Source organism: Providencia sp. Me31A (assembly GCF_050487165.1).
GTDB lineage: Bacteria > Pseudomonadota > Gammaproteobacteria > Enterobacterales > Enterobacteriaceae > Providencia.
On the sequence record NZ_JBKQGZ010000002.1, the window covers coordinates 41,269 to 64,517 of the forward strand.

The following is a 23,249-nucleotide window of genomic DNA, read 5'->3' on the forward strand; positions in this document are numbered from 1 at the left end:
CTTGCTGGAAGGTGTAACCTTTGCATATCGTCGAATTATAGGCCGAATTGGTGATTAAATTATAGACCCAGTTTAGCAAACGGGTTAGGAGGCAGCAAAATGAGCAAAAAAATCATATTGAAATTACAAGGACTAAGCTGCATGCACTGCGTTGGCTCAGTCACTAAAGCACTGGAAAACCGTGGTGATGTTGCAAACCTTAAAGTCACTATCGATTATGCGGTTATGGAAAGTGACACCGATATCTCTGATTTAATTAATACCATAACTGAAGCCGGTTATGAAGCTGCTATCGCCGCTGCTCCTGATGTAGAGTTACAGCTTTCAGGCCTTAACTGCATGAAATGTGCGAGTAAAACCCAACAAGCCCTTGAGGCTGTTGAAGGTGTTGCTGCTGCGGTTGTCGATACGGCACAGGCAAAAGTGTACGGCTCGGCTGATACTCAAGCTTTAATTGCTGCGGTTGAGCAAGCCGGTTTTAAGGCGCAGTTACCACAATCCAATGAAGTGACTTTATCCCTTTCTGGATTAAGTTGCATGAAATGCGCCGCTAAAACTCAACAAGCGCTTGAGGCCGTTGATGGCGTAACAAGCGCACAAGTGGATACAAAATCTGCGGTAGTGCAAGGCTCTGCACCAGTCGTAGCGTTAATTGCCGCCGTTGAAGCCGCTGGTTATCAAGCCTCAGAAGGTGAGTCTCACCCAAAAACTGAGCCGCTGATCATGGAGACTGAACAGCCGGAAGCTGATTCAGCGGCAATGTGTGAAATTCCGGCTCAAGAGTCTGATTTAGGTGAGCAACCTGAAATAACGCCAACCGATGATAGTATTCAGTTGTTATTAGATGGCATGACCTGTGCAAGCTGCGTCAATAAAGTGCAAAAAGCCTTAAGCAGTGTTCCCGGTGTTGAAAATGCGCGCGTTAACTTAGCTGAGCGTAGTGCGCTCGTGACGGGAAGTGCGGCACCGGATGACCTCATCAATGCCGTAGTGAAAGCCGGTTACGGTGCTGAGATCATTCAAGATGAAGCTAAACGCCGTGAACGCCAGCAAGAAGTGGCTCAAGCAAATATGCGCCGTTTTCGCTGGCAGTCCGCATTAGCCCTCGCTGTTGGTATCCCTGTCATGGTCTGGGGAATGATGGGCGATAACATGGTACTCACAGAGAAAAACCATTCTATTTGGCTAGGCATTGGGATTTTAACTCTTGCCGTAATGGTATTCGCAGGAGGTCACTTTTATCGTAATGCATGGCAAAGCCTGAAAAATGGTAGCGCAACAATGGATACACTTGTCGCTTTGGGTACCGGAGCTGCATGGTTATATTCTATTGTGGTCAATATCTGGCCTGAATGGTTCCCAGATCAAGCTCGACATCTTTACTATGAAGCCAGTGCCATGATTATTGGTCTCATCAACCTTGGCCATGCATTGGAACAACGGGCACGTCAACGCTCATCAAAAGCTCTTGAAAGGTTGTTAGACCTGACACCTCCGACCGCACGCGTTGTCACCGAACAAGGTGAGGTGGATATGCCATTAGAGCAAGTGAAAAAAGGCATGATTTTACGTTTAGCAACAGGTGACCGTGTTCCTGTGGATGGTGAAATCATCGAAGGTGAAGTTTGGTTAGATGAAGCCATGCTAACAGGTGAGCCAATCCCTCAACAAAAAAGCAAAGGGGATCAAGTTCATGCAGGTACTGTCGTGCAAGATGGCACTGTGCTGTTTCGTGCTGCGGCGGTGGGTAGTCAAACCACACTGGCTCGCATTATTTACCTTGTTCGCCAAGCACAAAGCAGTAAACCACAAATCGGCCAACTTGCTGATCGTATTTCAGCCGTGTTCGTCCCTGTCGTTGTCGCTATTGCCTTAATTTCAGGGGCTATCTGGTTCTTTGTTGGCCCAGCGCCACAAATCACCTATGCGCTGGTTATTACAACTACCGTCCTGATTATTGCTTGTCCTTGTGCATTAGGGTTAGCTACACCAATGTCTATAATCTCTGGGGTCGGCCGTGCCGCTGAATTTGGTGTTTTAGTCCGTGATGCAGACGCGCTACAGCAAGCGAGTGAGTTAGATACCATTGTATTTGATAAAACCGGCACTTTAACGGAAGGCATGCCACAAGTTACTGATATTCATTTGTTTAACGGCTTTGAGCAAGACACAGCTCTGCAACTGGCTGCGTCACTGGAAAATGGTTCTAACCATCCATTAGCCCGTGCAATACTCAATCGTGCGAAAGGATTAGCACTGCCCGCTAATCAACAGTTTAGAACTCTTGCAGGCCTTGGCGTCAGCGCTGTTATCAATGGGCAAACTATTTTATTGGGTAACCAAAAACTTTTGACTCAAAGTAATGTGGATACTCGTGATATTGAAGAAACGCTACACCAGCAAGCCACACAAGGTGTAACTCCTGTGCTATTAGCCGTTGACGGTAAAGTGGCCGCGTTGTTGTCTATCCGTGACCCACTGCGCGAAGACAGTGTCAGTGCCCTTGCACGGTTACATCATCAAGGCTTCCGCTTAGTGATGTTAACGGGAGATAACCCTGTCACCGCCAATGCGATTGCAAAAGAGGCAGGGATTGATGAAGTGATTGCAGGTGTGATGCCTGATGGTAAGTCAGCGGCGATTGAAGCCTTACAAGCCAAAGGCCATAAAGTGGCTATGGTGGGCGATGGTATCAATGATGCGCCAGCGCTTGCTCGTGCGGATGTGGGGATTGCAATGGGAGGCGGTAGTGATATTGCTATTGAGACCGCATCAATTACCTTAATGCGTCAGAGCTTGCATGGTGTTGCCGATGCGGTATCTATCTCAAAAGGAACACTGCGTAATATGAAACAAAACCTGTTTGGTGCCTTTGTTTACAACACGTTAGGCATCCCAATCGCAGCCGGTATTTTATATCCTATCACGGGAACATTATTGAACCCTGTCGTCGCAGGTGCAGCAATGGCATTATCATCAATCACCGTTGTCAGTAATGCTAACCGCTTACTGCGATTTAAACCTGAAAAATAATGGGATAATGATCGAGGGGGGATTCCCCCTCTTATTTACAAATTATATGTTATTGTCCGTTAATCATTTTATGTAATGCGATGATCTCATTTCCTAATTCCGTTAACATGATGGCATTCATTAAATGATCTTGCGCATGAACCATAATAATATGAACCGGAACCTTGCCACTCCCTTCATCCATTTCAATTAGTTTTGTCTGCGTTAAGTGGGCAACAGAAAGGGCTTCTCGAGCTTGCTCCATTAAAGATTCTGCTTGAGCAAAGTCATGATCCTCTCGAGCTACCGCAATAGCTTGGAATACAAGGCTTCTCGCATATCCTGCATTCGCAATCAGCTCCATCACTTCATTTTCAAGATCCATTTTATTTCCTTATTCAATTAACGCTAAAGCTTGCTCAAGAACTTTATCGCCCTTAAGCGTGCCATATGCCATCATATCGATACATTCCACCTTCTTACCTGCTGATGCCGCAGTTTTCTGGCATTCTGCTAATTTATAACGAATTTGAGGCCCTAATAGCGCAACATCATAATCATTTACGCATGCTTTATAATCACGGACAGATTTGGCGACAATTTCTACCTCAATCCCCTTTACCTTTGCAGCTTCCTGCATCTTTTTTACCATTAAACTGGTCGACATCCCTAAGTCACAAATCAGTAGAATTTTTTTCATGTTGCATCTCCAAGTCATTAATAATATGTTGAATTAACAGTGGAATAGGCCGACCTGAAGCCGTGCTATAGCCATTTTCTCGCCACAACGCCGTACCACTGACATCAAGATGAGCCCATGGGATCTCTACAGGACAAAACTGGCTCAAAAAATAAGCTGCTGAGGAACTAATGGCGGCATTATTGGGTGGGGTATTACACAAATCCGCAATGTGGCTGTTAACTTGCCCTATCAGCCTGTTATCAAGGGGTAATCGCCAAACTTCATCACGGCTATGTTCACCCGCTTGCTGAATTTGATGGCTCAGTTTGTCATGTGAAGACATCAAGCCAGTTAAATCGTAACCTAACGCTTTCACAACCGCCCCGGTGAGCGTTGCTATATCAATGATATATTTTATTTTTTGGTCACCATGATCCAATGAAGCGGCATAAGCAATGCCATCTGCCAGTACCAGCCGCCCTTCTGCATCCGTGTTATTAATCTCGACCGTAAGCCCTGAATAACTCGTCGCCACCTCACTCGGACGCATGGCTTCTGGCCCAATCATATTTTCCGCTAACATTAAAATGCCGACGATATTGACTGGAAGTTGTAATTTTGCAGCAGCCATGACAAGTCCAAACGTATTGGCGGCACCACACATGTCGTACTTCATGGTATACATACCTTCGCCACTTTTAAGCCAATACCCCCCTGTATCATATGTGACCCCTTTACCCACATAAGCACGTAGTGGCGCTTGTGCTTTCCCTTCATAGCGCAAAATAACTATTCGAGGCGAGTTCTTCGCCCCTTTTCCAACTGCATGCAAAAGACCAAACCCCTGCGCTTTGATGTCTTTTTCATCTAGTACGGTAATGGATATTTCAGATCTATTTTTAACCCTTTGTCCAATCGTATGCGCGACATATTCAGGGGTGCAAATATCGCTCGGAATGTCCGCCAAACGACGTCCTTCAATCATACCGTCACTCACAGCATTCGCTTGTTGAGCTATTTTGTTAAACAGTGCAACTTGTTGTGGTTCGACATATATCCTGATGTTTTGTATTCTTTTTTTATCCTTACTTGATGTCTTTAGACTCAGGTCGTTAAAAGAATAGGCTTGATTAAATAAAAAAATCAGTAGCTGTTGGCAAGCGGCTCGGTGGGACGGTTTCATTAAATCAAATAGCCTGCAATCAATTAATATCGATGGCTGAGGTGATTTCAGTAATTTTCGAAGTTCGGCCAGTAATTTGCCTTCTGGCCAATCTAACCAGTATGGTTCAGGTAACAAACAAATTTGCTTAACTGGCTCACACGCAAAACGGCAGTCTGAAACTTGACCTGTTTGGCTATATATCTGCAATTGTTCAATCAATGAAGTCGTACAACCTAGTTGACTTAATAAATCGCTATTAGGGAAAGTGACAACCTGTGTTTCCCCCAAAGGCACATTCAACTGCTCAATTGCTGTAATTATCTGATAATTAATCATAATACAACACCCCATCAATTGGCTCTCTGATACGCTGTTCATAATCGGCCAGCCAAATTTCATCAGCGCGTTGGTAAATGGTATGTTCGTTAACACGCTCTGCTAGGTATACCGTTGGCATCAACTGTGATGTCGCGACCACGAAAGAAAACGTCTTAATATTGGTTCCAACACCAAAATGGCCATCTTTATCCATACACACAACAGATAAATCACCACAGCGACCAAAGCGTTTCATCAGTTTGTCTTCAAGTTCTAATACCACAGAGTCTGCGGCTTGCTGTGGGGTCATTCCACGCCCCATTCGTTGGACAATTTCATAACTGGTACAACCTTTCATTAAGTCTTCACCCACGCCTGTTGCGGTTGCTCCACCAATTTCGTTATCACAATAAAACCCTGAGCCAATAATAGGAGAATCCCCAACACGGCCTCGGCGCTTCATAAATAAACCGCTGGTGGACGTTGCAACACTCATGCCGCCTTGCCTATCTAGGCTCACCATTCCAACAGTATCGTGCCCATCATAAGGGCTTAAGCCTTGGTCAATCGTATCTCGACAACGTTTTTTATAGTGGCCGATGGCTCGTTCAGTTAGCATCTTTTTTTGTGCAAAACCTTGTTCTACCGCCCATTCCCTAGCGCCCTTACCCACTAATAGTGAGTTAAACCGTTCACGACTGAGCGCATGAGCCACTTTGACTGGGTTCGCGATATCAACTAAATTGCCTACGGCGCCAAAAGCGAGTGAGCCACCATCCATAAATGCCGCATCGAGTTCAACTTCACAGTTTTCACTTGGCAATCCCCCAAATCCCACTGATTTATAAAAAGGAAAATCCTCAACATCCGCAACGGCGTCTACCACTGCTGATGCCGCATCCCCACCTCTTTCTAATTGAGTAGAAACCCGTGTGACACCTTCTAGCGCCATTCGCCATGTTGCAATTATTCCCCACATAACATCTCCTTAAAAAGCTTTGAGCCAAACATTAGCTTTGTTTTTCCGTGAGTTGACGCTGTTTATCGATAATCCTTAAAAATGGTAAGTAAATCATGGCACCGATAAATAGATTGATAATTTGCATAATGCTGCCGCTAATATGTCCTGTCACAATGAATCCACTGATCACAGGAGGAAGTGTCCACGGAATAAAAACCCCTGTCGTCGAGGCAACTAAACCTAAACTCATAGCTATATATTGAGTGGTGATTAGAACTAATGGCACAATATTGAAGGGTATCAACATGATAGGATTCATGATGATGGGCATTCCGAATAGAATTGGTTCATTGATGTTAAATATCGATGCACCAGCACCAATACGTCCAACTTCTCGTATACTTTTGCTACGAGCAAAAATCAGCATCGCGATAACCAGTGATAGAGTCGCCCCCGCACCGCCCATCCAAACCATATCAAAAAACTGTTCTGTAATGACATGGGGAGGTGTCATCCCTGCTTGAATAGCCACAATATTATCAGTTTGGTTTTCCATCCATAGTGGTCGAATAATGCCATTGACCATTGAGCCGGAGTTAATTCCGACTGACCAAAGCAGTGTGATGCTTAATCCTGTTAACAGTGCACCAATATAAGAGGTGCCGAAATGGCGCATTGGTGTTGCCAATGTTTGGTAGATAAACTGATGAACGGTTTCATAGCTTGTTTGTGAAACCAATGTGCGAATTGTCAGAACAATAATAATCACAATTAAAGCGGGAATTAATGCTGCAAAAGACTCTTGCACTGCTGGCGGAACGCCCTCTGGCATTTTAATTACCCAGTTCTTACGCTTAATAAAACAAAATAATTCAGTCCAAAGCAATGAACCAATCATTGCGACAAAGAGCCCTTTGCTTCCAATCCATTCAGTCGAAATTACCGTCATATTTCCCAATGATTCCACCTTCAAAAAAGGTGTTAAAATCAAGAAACAAATTAGCCCTAGTATCCCGCAGGAAACTTGGTCTTCCTCATAGTGTTCAGCAAGACGATAAGCCACTGTAAAACTGATAAATAATGACATCGTAGAGAAAACAGCATTAAATGGGATCTCAACAATACTGCTCCAGCTGGTCCCAAAAATACCATTCATAAATTGCTGATAAGATTGATTAGGAAATGAAGAAATAATCAACATGACCGAACCTACAATGATAAACGGCATAAAAGAAACGTAAGCGCCACGAATAGCACACAAGTGCCTTTGCTCTGCGGTTTTAGCAGCCAGTGGCATCAGTTTGGCTTCTAAATAATCTAGCACCTTGCTCATAGAGGATCTCCGATAAAAGGTGACATCTGTATAACGTGAGTAAACGATGAGATCTTAATTAATTGTTTAAATATTATGCTAATTGCCGGCCTGCTGATTATTGCTTACGGATTTTTAAATAAATCGGTTATTGGTCACAGTATTTAATCAAAATATAATTAGTCTCATAGCATTAAGTACATTAATACGAGGAAAGTAAGGTACTCATGGAAATAAAATTGCATGCCAATGCCACCACGACACCACGCGTTCGACGTTACCTGCAACAATCGAATAAAAGTGACCGTGAATTGGCCAAAGAGCTGGGAATTTCAGTTTCAACAGTACGTCGGTGGCGTACAAGAAAGGAGGTTGACGACCAAAAATCCACCCCAAAAACGATAAATAAGGTCTTGAGACAAGAACAAGTTTCCCTCATTATTTGGCTACGTACTCAGTTGATTTTATCGTTGGATGAGCTGACAACCTTTGTTAATCAGGGGATCGGACAAACCATCTCCCGAGCCAGCCTTGATAGAGTTCTCAAAAAAGAGAACATGTTGCATATGAATGTTCTCGGTTCCCGAGTCCTAGTAGGAAAAAAAGCGTTGGCTGCGGGAAAGCAATTCGGAACCTTACAACTTCACTATCTTCGCTTAAATCTTCAACCTGAAGATGGTGGTCAGTTACATCTTTTATGGTTAAAAGAAGAGATCAGCGGTTATTTATGCGCTAATATTTTTCAAGGAATTTCAGCACAACTAGTCGTAAATTGGCTAAATACCATAAAACCTCAGCTCCCCGGTGATATCCAATGTATTGAGACTAAAAATGAAAAAATCTTTTTTGAATCTGTTTTTCATGAGCATCTTTTACAACTTTGGTGCCAACAACAAAAAATCGATTTACGCTATATAGATACAACCCCAAACCTCCCTATTCGTTTAGATATCCCTCTTTTAAAGATATTTCCTGCTATGGTAAATCATTCAATTATCGATTTTTTAGCCTGCATAATACAAAATTATAATGAACGATGGCCCCAAAAAAAGTTAGGTGGATTAACGCCTTATCAATTTTGGCACACTAATAAAAATAGGTAGAAAAATGATTTTCGCATTATCTTATATGTAATTAATATCAAGCTAAGCCTATACTTATAAATAGTTATTTAATATTTGAGGTGTAAAATGCTTAATATTGATCGCGAAAAACTGGCTAAACTCGCAAGTGATGAATTTAAAAAACAGCGTACCTTTTTGTTAATTTTATCTTTATTACTCTTAGCGGGCGGTGTTTTTTGTATTGTTAACCCAATGATTTCAGGCATTGCAGTCAGCACGGTATTAGGTGTATTGCTTATTATTGGTGGTGTTGGCGCCATTGTCAGCATCTTAAGTACTGTTATTTATACAGGTTGGTCAAGATTATTTGGTTTCGTGATTGGCCTTATTTATATTATTGTGGGTTACTCTTTTATTAAAGACCCCCTACAAAGCCTTATCACACTCGCTATTCTTGTCGCCGCTTTATTTATTATTGGTGGTGTAATCCGTTTATATGTTGGTTTTCAACAGATTAGTTCTGCCAATGGATGGTTGCAGATTATCATTGGGTTACTCGATTTCTTTATTGCTTTCCTATTAGTTGGCAATGGCCCATTAAATTCAATCACATTACTAACCACATTGATTGGTATCGAAATGGTATTTAGCTCTTTCAGTTTATTTACCCTACTCAGCCTATTTAAAAAATCCGCTAATCAATAATAGTTTCAGCCTCCTAACTCAGGGGGCTGAGTTTATAGCTAGCCGTTATCATTACCTCCTATTTAATTACAAAACAAACGCTTTCACTTCAGATACCCAATATTCATTAGCCTGACAGCTTTGCCCATAATTGGTTACCTTACTTTCACGTTTATTCAAAAAGCCATGAATTTTGAAGCTCTAGAAAAATTGCTCTAAAAATGCATTCGTTAAAACCACAAAAAGATAGGAACAATATTCGCAAATGAGTAAAAGATTGTTTAACCTAGTCTCTGGTTAAGAAAGCGGATACGAAATAATGGGAAAACTCATCGAGAATTTAAAGAATTGGCTTCATCTGGAAACCGCACCTGTCTATCCCTATCCTGCCATTGACATTCGGTTATCAAAGAACCTAAAGCTGCATATTGTGGGCAGCATTCATATGGGAACAGAAAATATGTTTCCTTTATCCGAAACCCTATTAAATAAGCTTAATCAAGCAGATGCCTTGATTGTCGAAGCGGATATCACCGAAAATCATTCGCCTTTCCCCCATGACCATAATCAATACTCGCCCGTTCAACAGCGGTTAACTGATAATGAATTCAATCTATTTTTGCAGTGTTGCCAAGAAATTCATCAATCTCCTGAGCGCTTTGATACATTGCCTTCATGGCAAATAGCCCTGATTTTACAAGCAACTCAAGCGCAAGAGCTGGGCCTACGTGGCAACTATGGTATTGATTATCAACTGATACGTGCGGCTCAAGCACAAAATAAGCCACTGATTGAACTTGAAGGCACCGCATCTCAAGTTGAATTGCTTCTCTCATTGCCTAATAATGGATTGGCATTATTACAAGACTCGTTAGTCCACTGGCGAGCAAACGCGCGTTCACTGCAAACCATGATAGGTTGGTGGCTAGATTATCAACCCAATAACCGCGCCGTATTACCCAACACCTTTAGCCAAGATGTATATCAAGTGTTGATGAGTCAACGAAATGCAGATTGGAGCAACAAACTCAAAGCACTTCCTGATGGGAACTACGTTGTTGCAGTCGGTGCATTACATCTTTTTGGTGACAATAGCCTTGTCGCATATTTACGTAACTAAATGATAAATAGAAGGCATTCACATGACCCCCGCAGTCAAATTACTCGAAAAACAAAAAATTCAATTTACGCTACACCCCTATGATCACGATCCGAATGAAAACAACTTTGGTGATGAGGCTGTACGTAAACTCGGATTAGATGCCAAACAAGTATTTAAAACACTGTTAGTTGCGCTCAATGGTGATCAAAAAACATTAGCCGTTGCAGTCACTCCAGTCTCAGGGCAATTAGACTTAAAATTAGTGGCTAAAGTATTCAAAGTGAAAAAAGTCGAAATGGCCGACCCTCAAGTCGCCCAAAAAACAACTGGGTATTTACTTGGGGGGATTAGCCCATTAGGTCAGAAAAAACGCCTGCCTACCGTGATTGATGACCAAGCACAACAATATGCCAGCATGTTTATTTCAGGCGGAAAGCGTGGATTAGATATTGAACTTGCACCGAATGACCTCGCAAGCGTGTTAAACGCTACGTTTGCCGAAATTCGTAAGTAAACACTGACTATAATGTATCCGGTGACAATTGAATGGGTACCTGCTGAATATGGCGGCAGAAAACAGCCGCCTCCTATTGGTTTGTATTATGCCGTATCTCATTTTGATACTGGTCATAGCGAAAGCTGGAGTGTCGTTTTCCAACTTGAAATTCACCTTACCAATAGCCATCAACAATGGATTTCACAAGGGAAAGTGCGTTTTTTGGTTAAAAATTAACCAAATGATTATTTTAGCCAATATTCCTCTTTCAAAATCTACGAAGGCCCTCATTTAGTAGCTAACGTATTTTTGCAATAAAAAAAGCCCCATCAAAAATGAGGCTTCCATCGTTAGTGATAGCTTATTTATTATTATAAATAATTTCACCTTTTGGTTCATAATCAGCGGCTTTCAAAGGTGAATGTTTTTCAATATACCCTTTGAGCACTTCTGCATCGACAAACCCTGTATTCACATAGTTTGGATGATTATCAATTTTCGGATAGCCATCACCGCCGATAGCATTAAAGTTTAGCGTTGCCATACGGTAGGTTTTCGCTGGATCAACGGGCTTACCATCGATTTTAACATCGCTAATCGTGCCGTCTTTGTTCAGCGTTAAGTTGACATTATAAAACTGACCATACGCGCCTGCATCAGGCTTCATGTTTGCCACGGCAGTTAAATAAGGGATCACTTCATCCCCCTTGAAGTCCACATAGACCAATTCATTCGCAAATGGCTGAACTTTCAAGACGTCTTTATACGTGATATCACCACTCTCAATGGAATCACGCACACCACCGCCACTCATGATGGCAAAATCAGCACCTGCACGCTCTTTCTGTGCAGCTAATAAAAGATGTCCCATATTCGTTTGCACGAAACGAACTTTGCTGCGGTCACCTTCAAGTTTACCCTCTACAGAACCCACTTTAACACCAAGTTCTTTATTTCCTTTTTCTTGATAAGGCGTCAGAAGTTTCATCATTTCAGGGTTGTGAGCGATTTTGTGCGTATAGTAAACACGCTCGCTCGTACCATCTTCTTTAGTCACTTTCTTATTAAGGTTAATTGGAATTAGCTGATAATGTTTTAATGTGAACTTACCATTTTTAAACTCAAAATCCGCACGTCCAACATATTTCCCCCATTCGTGCGCTTGAACTATCCAAGTGCCATTTTGATTATCTGGCGCACATGGTGTTCCGGGCACATAATCCTCTTGTTTGTAGTTTTTCTTTTCTTGAGACATACAAACAAGGTCTTGTGAGTGACCACCTACTATCATATCTAAATAACCCGCAGGTAAACTACGCGCCATTTCAACGTCACCGGGTGCGTTAGAGCCATGATTACCGTCATCATAATGCCCCATATGGGTTGCAGCGATGATAATGTCTGGTTTCTCTGTCGTGCGTAATTCTTCGACCACTTTTTTCGCTTCATCGGCAGGAACGCGGAATTCAACATCAGGGAAGTTTGCTGGATTACCAATACGCGCGGTATCATCCGTTGTTAACCCCATAACCGCAATTTTCACACCTTGTTTATCAAAAATTTGGTAAGGCTTAAACAAACGCTTACCTGTACTCGCTTGATAAATATTGGCGGATAAGAAAGGAAACGTTGCCCATTTTTCTTGTTGGCGTAACGTTTCAAGCGGGTTATCAAACTCATGGTTGCCTAATGCCATCGCATCATAGCCGACAAGGTTCATTCCCTTGAAATCAGGCTCAGCATCTTGCAAGTCAGATTCAGGTACCCCCGTATTAATATCACCACCAGAGAGTAATAATACGCTACCACCTTGCTTCGCAACTTCATCGCGAATTTCATCAACAACCGTTTTCTGTGCCGCTAAGCCATACTCGCCATGAGCATTGTGCCAAAAGTGCCCATGATGGTCATTGGTATGCAAAATTGTGATGTTATAAGTTTTGTCTTTTTCCCACGCGTTTGCCATAGTAGCGGGTATTAACGCTAACGACACTGTTAATGCACATGCGGATGCCTTAAATGTAAACTTCATACATTTCTCCCTGCTAGTGTAGGTATATTAATTCACTAATATTAGATTATAGTTTGTCATCATCAGTTGTTTTATAGCATAAAAATATGAGCAGGATTTGATACCTATTGCAGAATAAGAAATTCGTTTCATAAAAATGAGATCACCATCAAATAAATCACTGATTGTTATTTTTTCATGTGGCTTATTTATTCATTTAAATAAATTGTATTTCAGTTATATTGATAACAATTATGTAACACAAAAAGTTGATAATTATGAGTGAGCAAACCACAACCCCTAACAACACAAGTCCATCAAAGCCATTGAATAAAACTGGGAAGACCGTATTTAGTATTCTAACAGCTATCAGTGTCTCTCATTTACTCAATGATATGATCCAGTCATTAATTTTGGCTATCTATCCTTTATTGCAATCTGATTTTTCCCTAAGTTTTGCCCAAATCGGGATGATCACCCTGACCTATCAGATTACAGCTTCACTACTACAACCTATTATTGGTTACTATACCGATAAGTATCCGCAACCTTATTCATTGCCTATTGGAATGAGTTTTACATTAACTGGCTTGATTTTGCTGGCAATGGCCGAAACATTCCCAATGATTTTGCTCGCTGCTGCTTTAGTCGGAACAGGGTCTTCCGTTTTTCATCCTGAATCATCTCGTGTTGCACGAATGGCATCAGGTGGACGTCATGGGCTTGCTCAGTCATTCTTCCAAGTAGGTGGCAATCTAGGGGCTTCTTTAGGGCCATTGCTCGCCGCCTTAATCATTGAGCCCTACGGCAAAGGAAATATCGGTTGGTTCTCTTTAGCCGCATTACTCGCTATCGTCATCTTATTGCAAGTCAGTAGCTGGTATAAACAACAGCATAGAGCAGCAAGCAAAAAACCAATTTCGACTGGCGATATCAAAGTGCTACCGCGTAAGGCTGTGATCGGTTCTCTCGCCGTACTCCTCATATTGATTTTCTCTAAATACTTCTATTTGGCGAGCATTAGCAGTTATTACACCTTTTATCTGATAGATAAGTTTGATGTTTCTGTCCAAAATGCCCAGATCCATTTGTTTGTTTTCCTATTTGCGGTAGCAGCAGGAACTATGATTGGTGGACCAATTGGTGATAAAATAGGCCGTAAGTATGTTATTTGGTTCTCAATCCTTGGAGTTGCTCCTTTTACCCTCATTTTACCTTATGCGTCGTTGTATTGGACCGGTATCCTTACTGTCATCATTGGTCTGATTCTCGCCTCTGCATTTTCAGCCATTTTAGTCTATGCACAAGAGCTAATACCCGGCAAAACTGGCATGGTGTCTGGATTGTTCTTCGGACTTGCATTCGGTATGGGGGGCGTAGGTGCGGCGGTATTAGGTCATATTGCAGACCAAACGAGTATCGAGCAAGTCTATCATTATTGTGCTTTCCTCCCATTACTTGGCATTTTTACAGTATTACTGCCAAATATCGGTCACAAATAGATTTATTTTCTTATTTTACCCACACTTAATCAAAAATAAGTGTGGGTCTTTCCTCCCATATTTTTCATAAATTTTAGCTAAAAATCTCTTAAAGACAAAGTTTGTAACGATTTAGCACCTTTAAGCTGCCTTTTTTTTAAAAACATTTCATTTTTTTAAAGAAATTTATCTCAAAAACAGATAGAATATAAAAACAGGTCATTTGCATTTTAAAATGATGGACTCATTTTAAAAGTCAACGGCATGTACCCACCTTTTATTTTTTACACTAACCAGAGGAGACTAAATGGAGCATTCAACGCCCTTAATCACAACCATTGTTGGTGGTCTCGCCCTTGCATATTTGTTAGGTATGATCGCACAGCGATTAAAAATTTCCCCTTTAGTTGGTTACCTTGCAGCAGGTGTTCTTGCAGGTCCATTCACACCTGGGTTTGTTGCAGACGCAGCTTTGGCACCAGAACTTGCTGAAATTGGTGTTATCCTACTGATGTTCGGGGTTGGCCTACACTTTTCACTTAAAGACCTGTTAGCCGTTAAGGCCATAGCAATCCCCGGAGCGATTGCCCAAATTGCGGTAGCCACTTTATTAGGCTTAGGGCTTTCACTATTATTCGGTTGGGGAATATTTACCGGTATTGTATTTGGCTTATGTCTTTCAACTGCCAGTACCGTTGTCTTGCTTCGTGCTTTGGAAGAACGGCAACTAATTGAAAGCCAACGTGGGCAAATAGCAATAGGCTGGCTGATCGTTGAAGATTTAGCGATGGTTCTGACCTTAGTTCTATTACCTGCTGCCGCAGCCATCATAAATACGGATAATGCCAGCTTCAGCGAATTGGCGCTGGGCTTAGCATGGACTATCGGTAAGGTTGTTCTATTCATATTCATTATGATTGTTGTCGGCCGTAAGGTTATCCCTTGGATCTTATCTCGTACCGCATCGACCGGTTCTCGTGAACTGTTTACCCTCGCTGTCCTAGCGTTAGCATTAGGTATTGCTTATGCCGCAGTCGCAATTTTCGACGCGTCATTTGCTTTAGGTGCCTTCTTCGCAGGTATGGTGTTGAACGAGTCAGAGCTCAGCCACCGTGCTGCACAGGATACGTTACCATTACGTGACGCATTTGCCGTTCTGTTCTTTGTGTCCGTCGGGATGCTATTTGACCCCGTAGTACTCATCGAACAACCTCTTGGGATTTTAGCTGTACTGGCTATTATCATTATTGGTAAATCAGCAGCCGCATTGGTTTTAGTGAGGATGTTCGGTCACTCACGGCGAACTGCCTTAACTATTTCCGTCAGTTTGGCACAGATTGGTGAGTTTGCCTTTATCTTAGCCGGAATGGGCTTAACCCTCGGAGTGATGGACAAAGACGCGCAAAACTTAGTTTTAGCCGGTGCCATCGTCTCGATTATGTTAAACCCGGTCTTATTTACCTTATTAGATAAGTACCTTGAAAGAACAGAAACGATTGAAGAGCAGCTTCTGGAAGAAACGCTAGAAGAAGAAACTCAAGTGCCTGTTGATATCTGTGGTCACGCCATTATCGTCGGTTACGGCCGTGTTGGTGGCATGTTAGCGGACAAACTGCGCAGAAAAAACATCCCAGTCGTTGTTGTTGAAGATACTCGCTCAAGATTTGAAGAATTAGCCGAAAACGGTTTCAGCGCGATCCTTGGTAATGGAGCCAATAAGGAAACAATTAGCCTTGCTCGTATCGAATGCGCAAAAACCTTATTACTCACCATTCCAAACGGTTATGAGGCAGGTGAAATCGTCGCAACCGCTAAAGAGATGAACCCTGATATCACTGTCATTGTTCGTGCCCATTATGATGATGAGGTAAGCTTCATCAAGGAACGTGGTGCCGACCATATTATTATTGGTGAACATGAGATTGCAAAATCGATGGCAACATTAATGTGCAATGATGTTGAAGAGTTTGGTTGTTCTGTCGATGATTTCATTGATGGCAACAATGATAAAAAAGGTGAAGGCAAAAATTTAGAGGAATATCTAAAACCAAGCCACTAATTCATTCAGCAAATAAATATTTCAAAGGAAGCCAGTGGCTTCCTTTTTTATATGCCATAAGAAAACACCTCGACATTCTATTTAGATAGACGAGGTGATTTTGTTATAATATTGGCCTGTTCTACTTGAACTTAGCGATCCCAATAAGACTCTTCTAAACTATCTTCTTTCTCAGGTAAGCCACGTGTTAAGCGAGGAGAATGTTGAGTTAATACTTGATAACTCACACGATTTGCATATTTACATACTTGTGCCAATGATGAATAAGTTAAATACTGACGCTCATGTTTACTGGAATTAGGCACATTGGAACGGTGGTAAGAGTTAGCCGTAATATCATGCAGTAAAGCGGATAATGCACCATCTCCCGCCCCATTAGTATTCATTATTTTTTCAGGACCACCCATGTAAGGCTCAATATGCGAGAAAATTCGCAGCGGCGTTTGACAATCCTGTTGGCGCATTACACGGCTAAATTCATACATATTAAACTCAGCAATAGCGCCCGGTAGCAGCGGGTGCTGAGTGGTGCGTTTATATGCATCTTCTGTATACCCTGCCATATACAACCCTGACGGCCCTGCTGTACACAATACTAAGTCTACCCAATCTAATGCCATGTTTGATGCCAAGAGAGGATCATTCAATCCTGTTAGTTCTTGGGCTTCATCTTCATTCATCGCCACGACTGAAATATGTTCAGCTAAGAAATCACGCCAAAACTGAGGGTCTTGTGCGATTACAAATTTAGTGCCCAGCGTTAAAACTACTGGGACATTATGCTTTTTCGCATAAGTAATCGCCTGCATAGTAGCCTCAGGCATAGTTTCACCTTGTTTACAGCGGACTAAATAAGCGGTCAGAACCAGCGCAGACGCACCCGCAATAATCTCTTCAGGAATGCTCTCTGGGTGTAAGCGGTTCATATGACCAGGGCTGATAGCAAATGTTCTCTCACCATTTTCAGTAATTAATGTAAAACAACGCCCAATCGGCCCATCAACACCTTGTAAATAGTTTAAATCCATTCGACTAGAGGTATGGCAAAGGTAACGGTATGCATAGCTGCCAATCTGGATATTATTACACATTGTCCCTAACAATACCGACCTATCATCAGCTAAAACAGAGTAATTATGCAGTGTATTACCAATAGTTCCGCCCGCAAACTCATGGGTGATCAATGCGTTATCAGTTAATTCTTGATATAAAGCTTCCGCAACATCATCTTCAATAACCAATGAATGCCCTTTACTTAATTGATAACGCTGAATAAATTCATCACCAACTTTAGCTTCAATATCAACTAATGTTTGGTCGATACCCACGATATAAGATTTACAATTCTCATCATCAACCAATGTTTCTTTCAATGGCTGTAAGAGAGGGTCTCTTAGACTAACAGGAAAATAATGTTTGGATTTGCGTTGACCGGGGAATTTCATAATAAGAGGATTAAAAAATGGAACATCCCCTATTCTAGCACGATAAAATAAAGCCAGCACCCTAAAGAAGGTACTGGCTGTATGATTAGTCATTTAGACAAAAAATTAGGCATTTTGCTGCTTATAGTCTCGATACATCTGGCGACTTAACACAAATGCACAACTTAGGATAAAACCAAGGACTGCGCTTAGGGCAATAATCAGGGAAGACTTAGGTGAATCTTTGCGTAATGGCAAATCTGGCGTTAAGATAAATTTTACTGGTTTGAAATCTAACTCTTTGCTTGTCAATGAATTTAGCTCATTAATGTAAATTTTCCGGTTTTGCAAATTTTCATTCATCAACGCTAAATCACGATTTTGTGTTTCAATCCGCAACTTTTTCTCGAGTGCTTCTGTTCCTAACGCGATTGGGTAATCCGGATCGTCATTGATTGTCACAGAGTCGCTGGCTATTGGTTTTTCAATTCCAGCCGCTTTTGCAATATCAACCGCACGTTTGAGTCGCTCAACTTTGACATCATATTCTATTTGAATTTTACTCAACTCGCGTTTTAACGACTCAGTCGCAAATATCAACTTCTGAGAAACTGCACTATCAATTTCACCTTTAATTTGCTGTCTAACTTTTGACGCACTGTAGCGAATATAACCATCCAATAAATCCTGAGCTTCAACAGGCAACGCAGCCGTAAATTTCAAAACAATATCTGAGGAAGTACTATTTTTTTCTTTAGATTGGTCTTGAATTTGAATGTCATTATTAATAATTTGATTTACTAGCTGTTGCTGGCCCACAACATCATCTTTTGACTCAATATTTTGGGCTAACTGCTGGAAATATTGAGTGCTTTTTATATACTGACTCTGGTTAACTTTTGAACGGTATTGATCTATAAAAACATTAAATATACGTTGAGGGCTTAAATCAATTGGAATTTCTAATACATCAAGCTGGGCTTTTAATGCATTCACATCTTGAAGATCTTCAGAAGTCGCAGGGATGACGATTGCAGTGCTACTCCACTTTTGAGGTAAAAAACTGACAATAACAGCACTTAAAGCAATACAAAGCAAAGTAAAAATAATGATTGAAAATTTATTCTTTAGCAAAATTGAGAATAGTGCCATGAGATCAATTTCATCATTTTGTTGCAGATGAAATTGAGGAGCAGAATTTAACTTCTGCTCTATATCACCCCGTGACTGTTGTTTATTGCTCATATTAATTCCAAAAGACATAACATTTCTTTAATAGTTTTAAATTTAAGATAAGATATTATAGTCTATTGTCGGTTTATTGATATATCAATAAACAAACTTTTACGTGTTAATTTAACAAATTGATTATTTTAATGCATCCTGAATTATTAAATTAATCATATGAATACTATTTTGATTGTCATTTAAGGCCGAGATATAATTATATTTACTACCGCCACTGCTAATAAAAAATTCTTTATTTTGTTCGCTAATTTCTTCTAATGTTTCCAAACAGTCAACTGAAAAACCAGGGCAAATAACCTGAACTGATTTTACACCTTGGCTGGGTAATTCATGCATTGTTTTATCCATGTAAGGCATCAACCAAGGCTCTCTTCCAAAACGAGATTGGTAAGTGAGTAACACTTTATCACTCGGGTAATTTAGCGCTTCACGTAATGCCTGAGCCGTTTTTTCACATTCCTGTTGATAAATATCCCCAGTGTCACAATAACGCTTAGGAATACCGTGGAAAGAGAGTATTAACCTATCCGGTTCACCGTGCTTCGCAAAGCTTTCCTCAATCGATGCAACTAATGCTTGGATATAAGCCGGATGCGTAGCGTAGCTGCGAATAAATTGCACAGAAGGAATCGTTCGCCGGCCTTGAAATGCTCTTGTAACCGCATCATAAACGGCCGCAGTTGTCGTACATGAATATTGTGGGTACAAAGGCAATACCACTAAATTAGTGACCCCTTGCTCCATCAAGCTATCAATGGCACTTCTAACTGAAGGAGAACCATAACTCATCCCGACTTCAACGGGGATATTCGGCAACAATTCTGCCAATTTTTGTTTTTGGCGCAACGAATAAACTAATAGCGGAGAACCTTCATCTAGCCAAATAGACTGGTATAATTTAGCGACTTTAGACGAACGAATAGGCAAAATAGCCCCATGTAAAATCGGCTTCCAGATCAAGCTAGGAACATCAATAACGCGCTTGTCACTAAGAAATTCGGCTAAATAACGTCTAACAGCTGAGGGGGTTGGGGCATCAGGGGTTCCTAGGTTAACCAATAGAATGCCGTATTTTTTATCTGACATGAAAACAACTCCTAATTGATAATCATTCCCAACTTTAACACAGTTCAATAACGTTTTTTGTCACCAAGTGGTATAAAAGCAAAGGCAGCGATTATCGCTGCCTTACATAATACCTTTGTACTCATCATAATTCACATTACAGTTACCAATACTATAATTTAAATTATAACAAGGTCAAATATTAGCCTAATATTTTAGCTAATTCAGCGCTAACTTCAGCCACTTTACGAGTACCATCTAATTTAAAGTATTTCGTATTTCCTGCTTTTGCTTCATTTTGGTAATAAGCAATTAAAGGTGCAGTTAATGCATGGTATTCAACTAGACGTTTACGCACGGTGTCTTCTTGGTCATCTTTACGGATGGTTAATTCTTCACCTGTAACGTCGTCTTTACCTTCAACCTTCGGTGGGTTAAAAGCGATGTGGTAAACGCGGCCAGATGGTGCATGTACACGGCGACCGATAATACGTTCAACGATGATTTCGTCTGGTACATCGAACTCAAGTACATTATCAACAGTAATGCCCGCTTCTTTCATTGCATCCGCTTGTGGGATTGTACGAGGGAACCCATCCAACAAGAACCCGTTACGGCAATCATCTTGTTTGATACGCTCTTTTACTAATGCGATAACTAATTCGTCAGTGACTAATTTGCCGTTATCCATCAGCTCCTTAGCTTGTAAGCCAAGTTCGCTCCCTGACTTAACAGCTGCACGTAACATGTCACCTGTTGAAATTTGCGGTATCCCAAACTTCTCCATAATAAATTGAGCTTGAGTGCCCTTACCAGCGCCTGGAGCGCCAAGCAGAATGATACGCATTGCGTAAACCCCTTGCTATTTAGATTTTTATAATTTGAAAAGAAAACAAGCTACCATACCATTAGCATGGCGCTTTACTCAAGAACACACGTAAACGATTTCGCATTTATCTTTTTTCGCAAAAGAAAAAAACCACGCTAAAGCACAAGCAAAAGCATGGTTTATGTTCAAAAACGAAAATACAAAATCAAATTACTTTAAAAGTAATTCATTGATTTTACGTATAAATAGGTTTGGATCTTCCAATGTGCCTCGTTCGGCCAATAAAGCTTGATCCAACAGAACATCTACCCAGTCTGCAAAGACAGACTCATCTGACACTTCTGATGCTTTTTTCACCAATGGGTGCGTTGGATTTAATTCAAAGTTATATTTTACTTCTGGCGCGGCTTGCCCTGCTGCTGCAAACAGTTTCGCCATCTGAGTACTCATTTCATCCGCATTAGTGGTCACAATCGCAGGGGTATCCGTTAAACGATGGGTCAGCTTAACGTCTTTGACTCGCTCACCAAGGAATGATTTGACTCGCTCAACAAACGGCTCTAATTGCTTATCTGCTTCTTCTTGCTCGGCTTTGTTTTCATCCGCTAGTTTGTCCAATGAGTCATCTGCTTTACTCACTGATTGGAATTGTTTGCCATCAAATTCAGACAAATAATTCATCATCCATTCGTCTATACGGTCGGATAACAGTAAAACTTCAATACCTTTTTTACGGAACAATTCAAGATGTGGGCTACCTTTAGCCGCCGCATAGCTATCAGCGGTGATGTAGTAGATCTTATCTTGGCCTTCAACCATACGACCGACATACTCTTCTAAAGAAACATTTTGTACACTGCTGTCTGTCTGGGTGGTTGCAAAACGCAGAAGCTTAGCAATAATTTCACCATTTGCCATGTCCTCTGCTGGGCCTTCTTTCATCACTAAACCGAATTGCTGCCAGAAGGTTTGATATTTATCTGCATCTGATTTTGCCAGTTTCTCAAGCATCTGTAGAACACGTTTAGTTAACGCGCTGCGTAAGCTACGAGTTAAGGCGCTATCTTGTAGAATTTCACGAGAAACGTTCAGTGGTAAGTCATTAGAATCTAACACACCACGAATGAAACGCAGATAGTTTGGCATAAACTGTTCTGCATCATCCATAATGAATACACGCTGAACATATAATTTCAGACCATGTTGCTGGTCACGATTCCATAAATCAAATGGCGCTTGGGAAGGTACATACAATAAGCTGGTATACTCTTGTTTACCTTCAACACGGTTGTGTGACCAAGTCAGCGGGTCGGCATAATCATGAGAAATATGTTTATAAAATTCAACATACTCTTCATCAGAGATTTCAGATTTGCTGCGAGTCCATAACGCTTTAGCTTGGTTAATTTTTTCCCACGTTACTGTACCATCTTCTTCATTCTTATCTTCGATTTCAACCGGTAATGCAATGTGGTCTGAGTACTTACTGATCACTGAACGCAGACGCCAGTTATCTAAAAATTCTTTTTCATCATCACGCAAATGCAGTGTGATTTCAGTACCACGCTCTGCTTTTTCGATATCAGCAATGGTATATTCACCTTCACCGGCAGATTCCCAGAACACGCCGTCTTCCGCTGGCGCGCCCGCGGCACGACTACGAACAGTCACTTTATCTGCAACAATGAAGGCTGAATAAAAGCCCACACCAAACTGGCCAATCATTTGGCTATCTTTTGCTTGGTCACTACCTAATGATTCGAGGAATGCTTTTGTACCCGATTTCGCGATAGTCCCTAAGTTATCAATTACTTCATCACGGCTCATACCGATACCGTTATCGCTGATCGTTAATGTTCCTTGGTCTTTATCTGCGCTAATACGAACGCGTAACTCACCATCATTTTCATACAGTTCAGGTTTAGATAAGGCACGAAAACGCAGTTTATCCGCCGCATCTGATGCGTTAGAGATCAATTCACGTAAAAAAATCTCTTTATTGGAATAAAGGGAGTGGATCATTAACTGGAGGAGTTGTTTAACTTCTGATTGGAAACCACGGGTTTCCTGTCCTTTCATACTCATTAATCGCCTCTATATCATCAATCTAATTGGATAGGTTTGACTTATCGATGCAGATTAATTGGGGGCAAAAAACAGAAATTCAAGCGAAAGGGATTAAAATTTAGCAAATCAAACTCAAAAGCCAATGATTAAAAAGAAAATAATAACAATATGAATTATTTTAAAGAAAACGGAGGAAAGATTTTTTACCCTCTCCAATCATATCCTCTAAATAATTTGTGCTGTAGCTAGGCAGCAAATGCGTTAATCCC

Annotated in this window: 19 protein-coding genes; 8 read left to right on the forward strand and 11 right to left on the reverse strand. The window is 41.2% G+C overall.

The features are described from left to right. The first annotated feature begins 99 nt into the window (after window positions 1–99). Window positions 100–3,033, forward strand: a complete 2,934-nt coding sequence (gene copA, locus ACLPIE_RS01610; protein WP_430259044.1) for a copper-exporting P-type ATPase CopA — start codon at window positions 100–102, stop codon at window positions 3,031–3,033. A gap of 49 nt (window positions 3,034–3,082) precedes the next feature. On the opposite strand, the gene ACLPIE_RS01615 is transcribed toward copA, so the two are convergent. The 5 genes from ACLPIE_RS01615 to celB are packed head-to-tail and all read right to left on the reverse strand — an operon-like array spanning window position 3,083 to window position 7,471. Beyond that, the gene (locus ACLPIE_RS01615) at window positions 3,083–3,397 is read right to left on the reverse strand and encodes a PTS lactose/cellobiose transporter subunit IIA (protein ID WP_430259046.1); all 315 of its coding nucleotides are present in this window, start codon (window positions 3,395–3,397) and stop codon (window positions 3,083–3,085) included. Window positions 3,398–3,406: 9 nt separating this feature from the next. Continuing rightward, window positions 3,407–3,712 (reverse strand): PTS sugar transporter subunit IIB, encoded by a 306-nt coding sequence (locus tag ACLPIE_RS01620; RefSeq protein WP_430259048.1) that lies wholly within the window; start codon window positions 3,710–3,712, stop codon window positions 3,407–3,409. Next, complete coding sequence (locus ACLPIE_RS01625; protein ID WP_430259050.1) at window positions 3,687–5,195, reverse strand: M17 family metallopeptidase; 1,509 nt, start codon at window positions 5,193–5,195, stop codon at window positions 3,687–3,689. The genes ACLPIE_RS01620 and ACLPIE_RS01625 overlap by 26 nt, the downstream gene beginning before the upstream one ends. Next, on the reverse strand, window positions 5,188–6,156 hold the full coding sequence (locus ACLPIE_RS01630) for a N(4)-(beta-N-acetylglucosaminyl)-L-asparaginase (protein WP_430259052.1): 969 nt from the start codon (window positions 6,154–6,156) through the stop codon (window positions 5,188–5,190). Before ACLPIE_RS01630 ends, ACLPIE_RS01625 begins: the two co-directional genes overlap by 8 nt. Window positions 6,157–6,187: 31 nt before the next feature. Further along, window positions 6,188–7,471 carry a PTS cellobiose transporter subunit IIC gene (celB, locus tag ACLPIE_RS01635; protein WP_430259054.1) on the reverse strand — a complete coding sequence of 428 codons (1,284 nt, stop codon included), beginning with the start codon at window positions 7,469–7,471 and terminating at the stop codon, window positions 6,188–6,190. Between the two features lie 206 nt (window positions 7,472–7,677). On the opposite strand from celB, the gene ACLPIE_RS01640 reads away from it, so the two are divergent. The 5 genes from ACLPIE_RS01640 to ACLPIE_RS01660 all read left to right on the forward strand — a co-directional run bounded on the left by ACLPIE_RS01640 (window position 7,678) and on the right by ACLPIE_RS01660 (window position 11,033). After that, window positions 7,678–8,553: a hypothetical protein gene (locus tag ACLPIE_RS01640; RefSeq protein ID WP_430259056.1), complete on the forward strand. Its 876-nt coding sequence runs from the start codon at window positions 7,678–7,680 to the stop codon at window positions 8,551–8,553. Window positions 8,554–8,640: 87 nt separating this feature from the next. Further along, a complete protein-coding gene (locus ACLPIE_RS01645) occupies window positions 8,641–9,219 on the forward strand; it encodes an HdeD family acid-resistance protein (protein ID WP_430259058.1) in 579 nt (192 codons plus the stop codon). Window positions 9,220–9,517: 298 nt separating this feature from the next. After that, the gene (locus ACLPIE_RS01650) at window positions 9,518–10,318 is read left to right on the forward strand and encodes a TraB/GumN family protein (protein ID WP_430259060.1); all 801 of its coding nucleotides are present in this window, start codon (window positions 9,518–9,520) and stop codon (window positions 10,316–10,318) included. A 22-nt stretch (window positions 10,319–10,340) separates the two neighbouring features. Continuing rightward, entirely contained in the window at window positions 10,341–10,814 is a 474-nt protein-coding gene (ybaK, locus tag ACLPIE_RS01655) for a Cys-tRNA(Pro)/Cys-tRNA(Cys) deacylase YbaK (protein ID WP_430259061.1), read from the forward strand. A gap of 21 nt (window positions 10,815–10,835) precedes the next feature. Beyond that, window positions 10,836–11,033: a hypothetical protein gene (locus tag ACLPIE_RS01660; protein WP_430259063.1), complete on the forward strand. Its 198-nt coding sequence runs from the start codon at window positions 10,836–10,838 to the stop codon at window positions 11,031–11,033. 124 nt (window positions 11,034–11,157) lie between these two features. Here ACLPIE_RS01660 and ushA read toward each other — a convergent pair whose 3' ends face one another. Next, window positions 11,158–12,828, reverse strand: coding sequence for a bifunctional UDP-sugar hydrolase/5'-nucleotidase UshA (ushA, locus tag ACLPIE_RS01665; RefSeq protein ID WP_430259064.1), 1,671 nt, complete (start codon window positions 12,826–12,828; stop codon window positions 11,158–11,160). Window positions 12,829–13,085: 257 nt separating this feature from the next. On the opposite strand from ushA, the gene ACLPIE_RS01670 reads away from it, so the two are divergent. Together ACLPIE_RS01670 and ybaL are read left to right on the forward strand one after the other, a co-directional pair. Then, window positions 13,086–14,309 carry an MFS transporter gene (locus ACLPIE_RS01670; protein ID WP_430259065.1) on the forward strand — a complete coding sequence of 408 codons (1,224 nt, stop codon included), beginning with the start codon at window positions 13,086–13,088 and terminating at the stop codon, window positions 14,307–14,309. A 286-nt stretch (window positions 14,310–14,595) separates the two neighbouring features. Then, complete coding sequence (ybaL, locus tag ACLPIE_RS01675; RefSeq protein ID WP_430259066.1) at window positions 14,596–16,347, forward strand: YbaL family putative K(+) efflux transporter; 1,752 nt, start codon at window positions 14,596–14,598, stop codon at window positions 16,345–16,347. 131 nt (window positions 16,348–16,478) lie between these two features. On the opposite strand, the gene ACLPIE_RS01680 is transcribed toward ybaL, so the two are convergent. The 5 genes from ACLPIE_RS01680 to htpG all read right to left on the reverse strand — a co-directional run bounded on the left by ACLPIE_RS01680 (window position 16,479) and on the right by htpG (window position 22,998). Then, window positions 16,479–17,792, reverse strand: coding sequence for an inosine/guanosine kinase (locus ACLPIE_RS01680; protein ID WP_430259423.1), 1,314 nt, complete (start codon window positions 17,790–17,792; stop codon window positions 16,479–16,481). Window positions 17,793–17,897: 105 nt separating this feature from the next. Next, a complete protein-coding gene (gene wzz(fepE) / locus ACLPIE_RS01685; protein ID WP_430259067.1) occupies window positions 17,898–19,016 on the reverse strand; it encodes an LPS O-antigen length regulator Wzz(fepE) in 1,119 nt (372 codons plus the stop codon). Window positions 19,017–19,139: 123 nt separating this feature from the next. After that, window positions 19,140–20,105: a ferrochelatase gene (hemH, locus tag ACLPIE_RS01690; protein WP_430259068.1), complete on the reverse strand. Its 966-nt coding sequence runs from the start codon at window positions 20,103–20,105 to the stop codon at window positions 19,140–19,142. 181 nt (window positions 20,106–20,286) lie between these two features. Beyond that, the gene (gene adk, locus ACLPIE_RS01695; protein WP_430259069.1) at window positions 20,287–20,931 is read right to left on the reverse strand and encodes an adenylate kinase; all 645 of its coding nucleotides are present in this window, start codon (window positions 20,929–20,931) and stop codon (window positions 20,287–20,289) included. Between the two features lie 192 nt (window positions 20,932–21,123). Next, complete coding sequence (htpG, locus tag ACLPIE_RS01700; RefSeq protein ID WP_430259070.1) at window positions 21,124–22,998, reverse strand: molecular chaperone HtpG; 1,875 nt, start codon at window positions 22,996–22,998, stop codon at window positions 21,124–21,126. Between the last annotated feature and the right edge of the window lie 251 nt (window positions 22,999–23,249).

Bases quoted from the DNA above. Each gene is read 5' to 3' on its own strand.
- ybaL (WP_430259066.1), top strand. From the start codon at position 14,596: ATGGAGCATTCAACGCCCTTAATCACAACCATTGTTGGTGGTCTCGCC.
- htpG (WP_430259070.1), bottom strand. From the start codon at position 22,998: ATGAGTATGAAAGGACAGGAAACCCGTGGTTTCCAATCAGAAGTTAAA.
- ACLPIE_RS01680 (WP_430259423.1), bottom strand. From the start codon at position 17,792: ATGAAATTCCCCGGTCAACGCAAATCCAAACATTATTTTCCTGTTAGT.
- ushA (WP_430259064.1), bottom strand. From the start codon at position 12,828: ATGAAGTTTACATTTAAGGCATCCGCATGTGCATTAACAGTGTCGTTA.
- copA (WP_430259044.1), top strand. From the start codon at position 100: ATGAGCAAAAAAATCATATTGAAATTACAAGGACTAAGCTGCATGCAC.
- ACLPIE_RS01645 (WP_430259058.1), top strand. From the start codon at position 8,641: ATGCTTAATATTGATCGCGAAAAACTGGCTAAACTCGCAAGTGATGAA.
- hemH (WP_430259068.1), bottom strand. From the start codon at position 20,105: ATGTCAGATAAAAAATACGGCATTCTATTGGTTAACCTAGGAACCCCT.
- ACLPIE_RS01640 (WP_430259056.1), top strand. From the start codon at position 7,678: ATGGAAATAAAATTGCATGCCAATGCCACCACGACACCACGCGTTCGA.
- adk (WP_430259069.1), bottom strand. From the start codon at position 20,931: ATGCGTATCATTCTGCTTGGCGCTCCAGGCGCTGGTAAGGGCACTCAA.
- ACLPIE_RS01630 (WP_430259052.1), bottom strand. From the start codon at position 6,156: ATGTGGGGAATAATTGCAACATGGCGAATGGCGCTAGAAGGTGTCACA.
- celB (WP_430259054.1), bottom strand. From the start codon at position 7,471: ATGAGCAAGGTGCTAGATTATTTAGAAGCCAAACTGATGCCACTGGCT.
- ACLPIE_RS01650 (WP_430259060.1), top strand. From the start codon at position 9,518: ATGGGAAAACTCATCGAGAATTTAAAGAATTGGCTTCATCTGGAAACC.
- ACLPIE_RS01615 (WP_430259046.1), bottom strand. From the start codon at position 3,397: ATGGATCTTGAAAATGAAGTGATGGAGCTGATTGCGAATGCAGGATAT.
- ACLPIE_RS01620 (WP_430259048.1), bottom strand. From the start codon at position 3,712: ATGAAAAAAATTCTACTGATTTGTGACTTAGGGATGTCGACCAGTTTA.
- ACLPIE_RS01625 (WP_430259050.1), bottom strand. From the start codon at position 5,195: ATGATTAATTATCAGATAATTACAGCAATTGAGCAGTTGAATGTGCCT.
- ybaK (WP_430259061.1), top strand. From the start codon at position 10,341: ATGACCCCCGCAGTCAAATTACTCGAAAAACAAAAAATTCAATTTACG.
- ACLPIE_RS01670 (WP_430259065.1), top strand. From the start codon at position 13,086: ATGAGTGAGCAAACCACAACCCCTAACAACACAAGTCCATCAAAGCCA.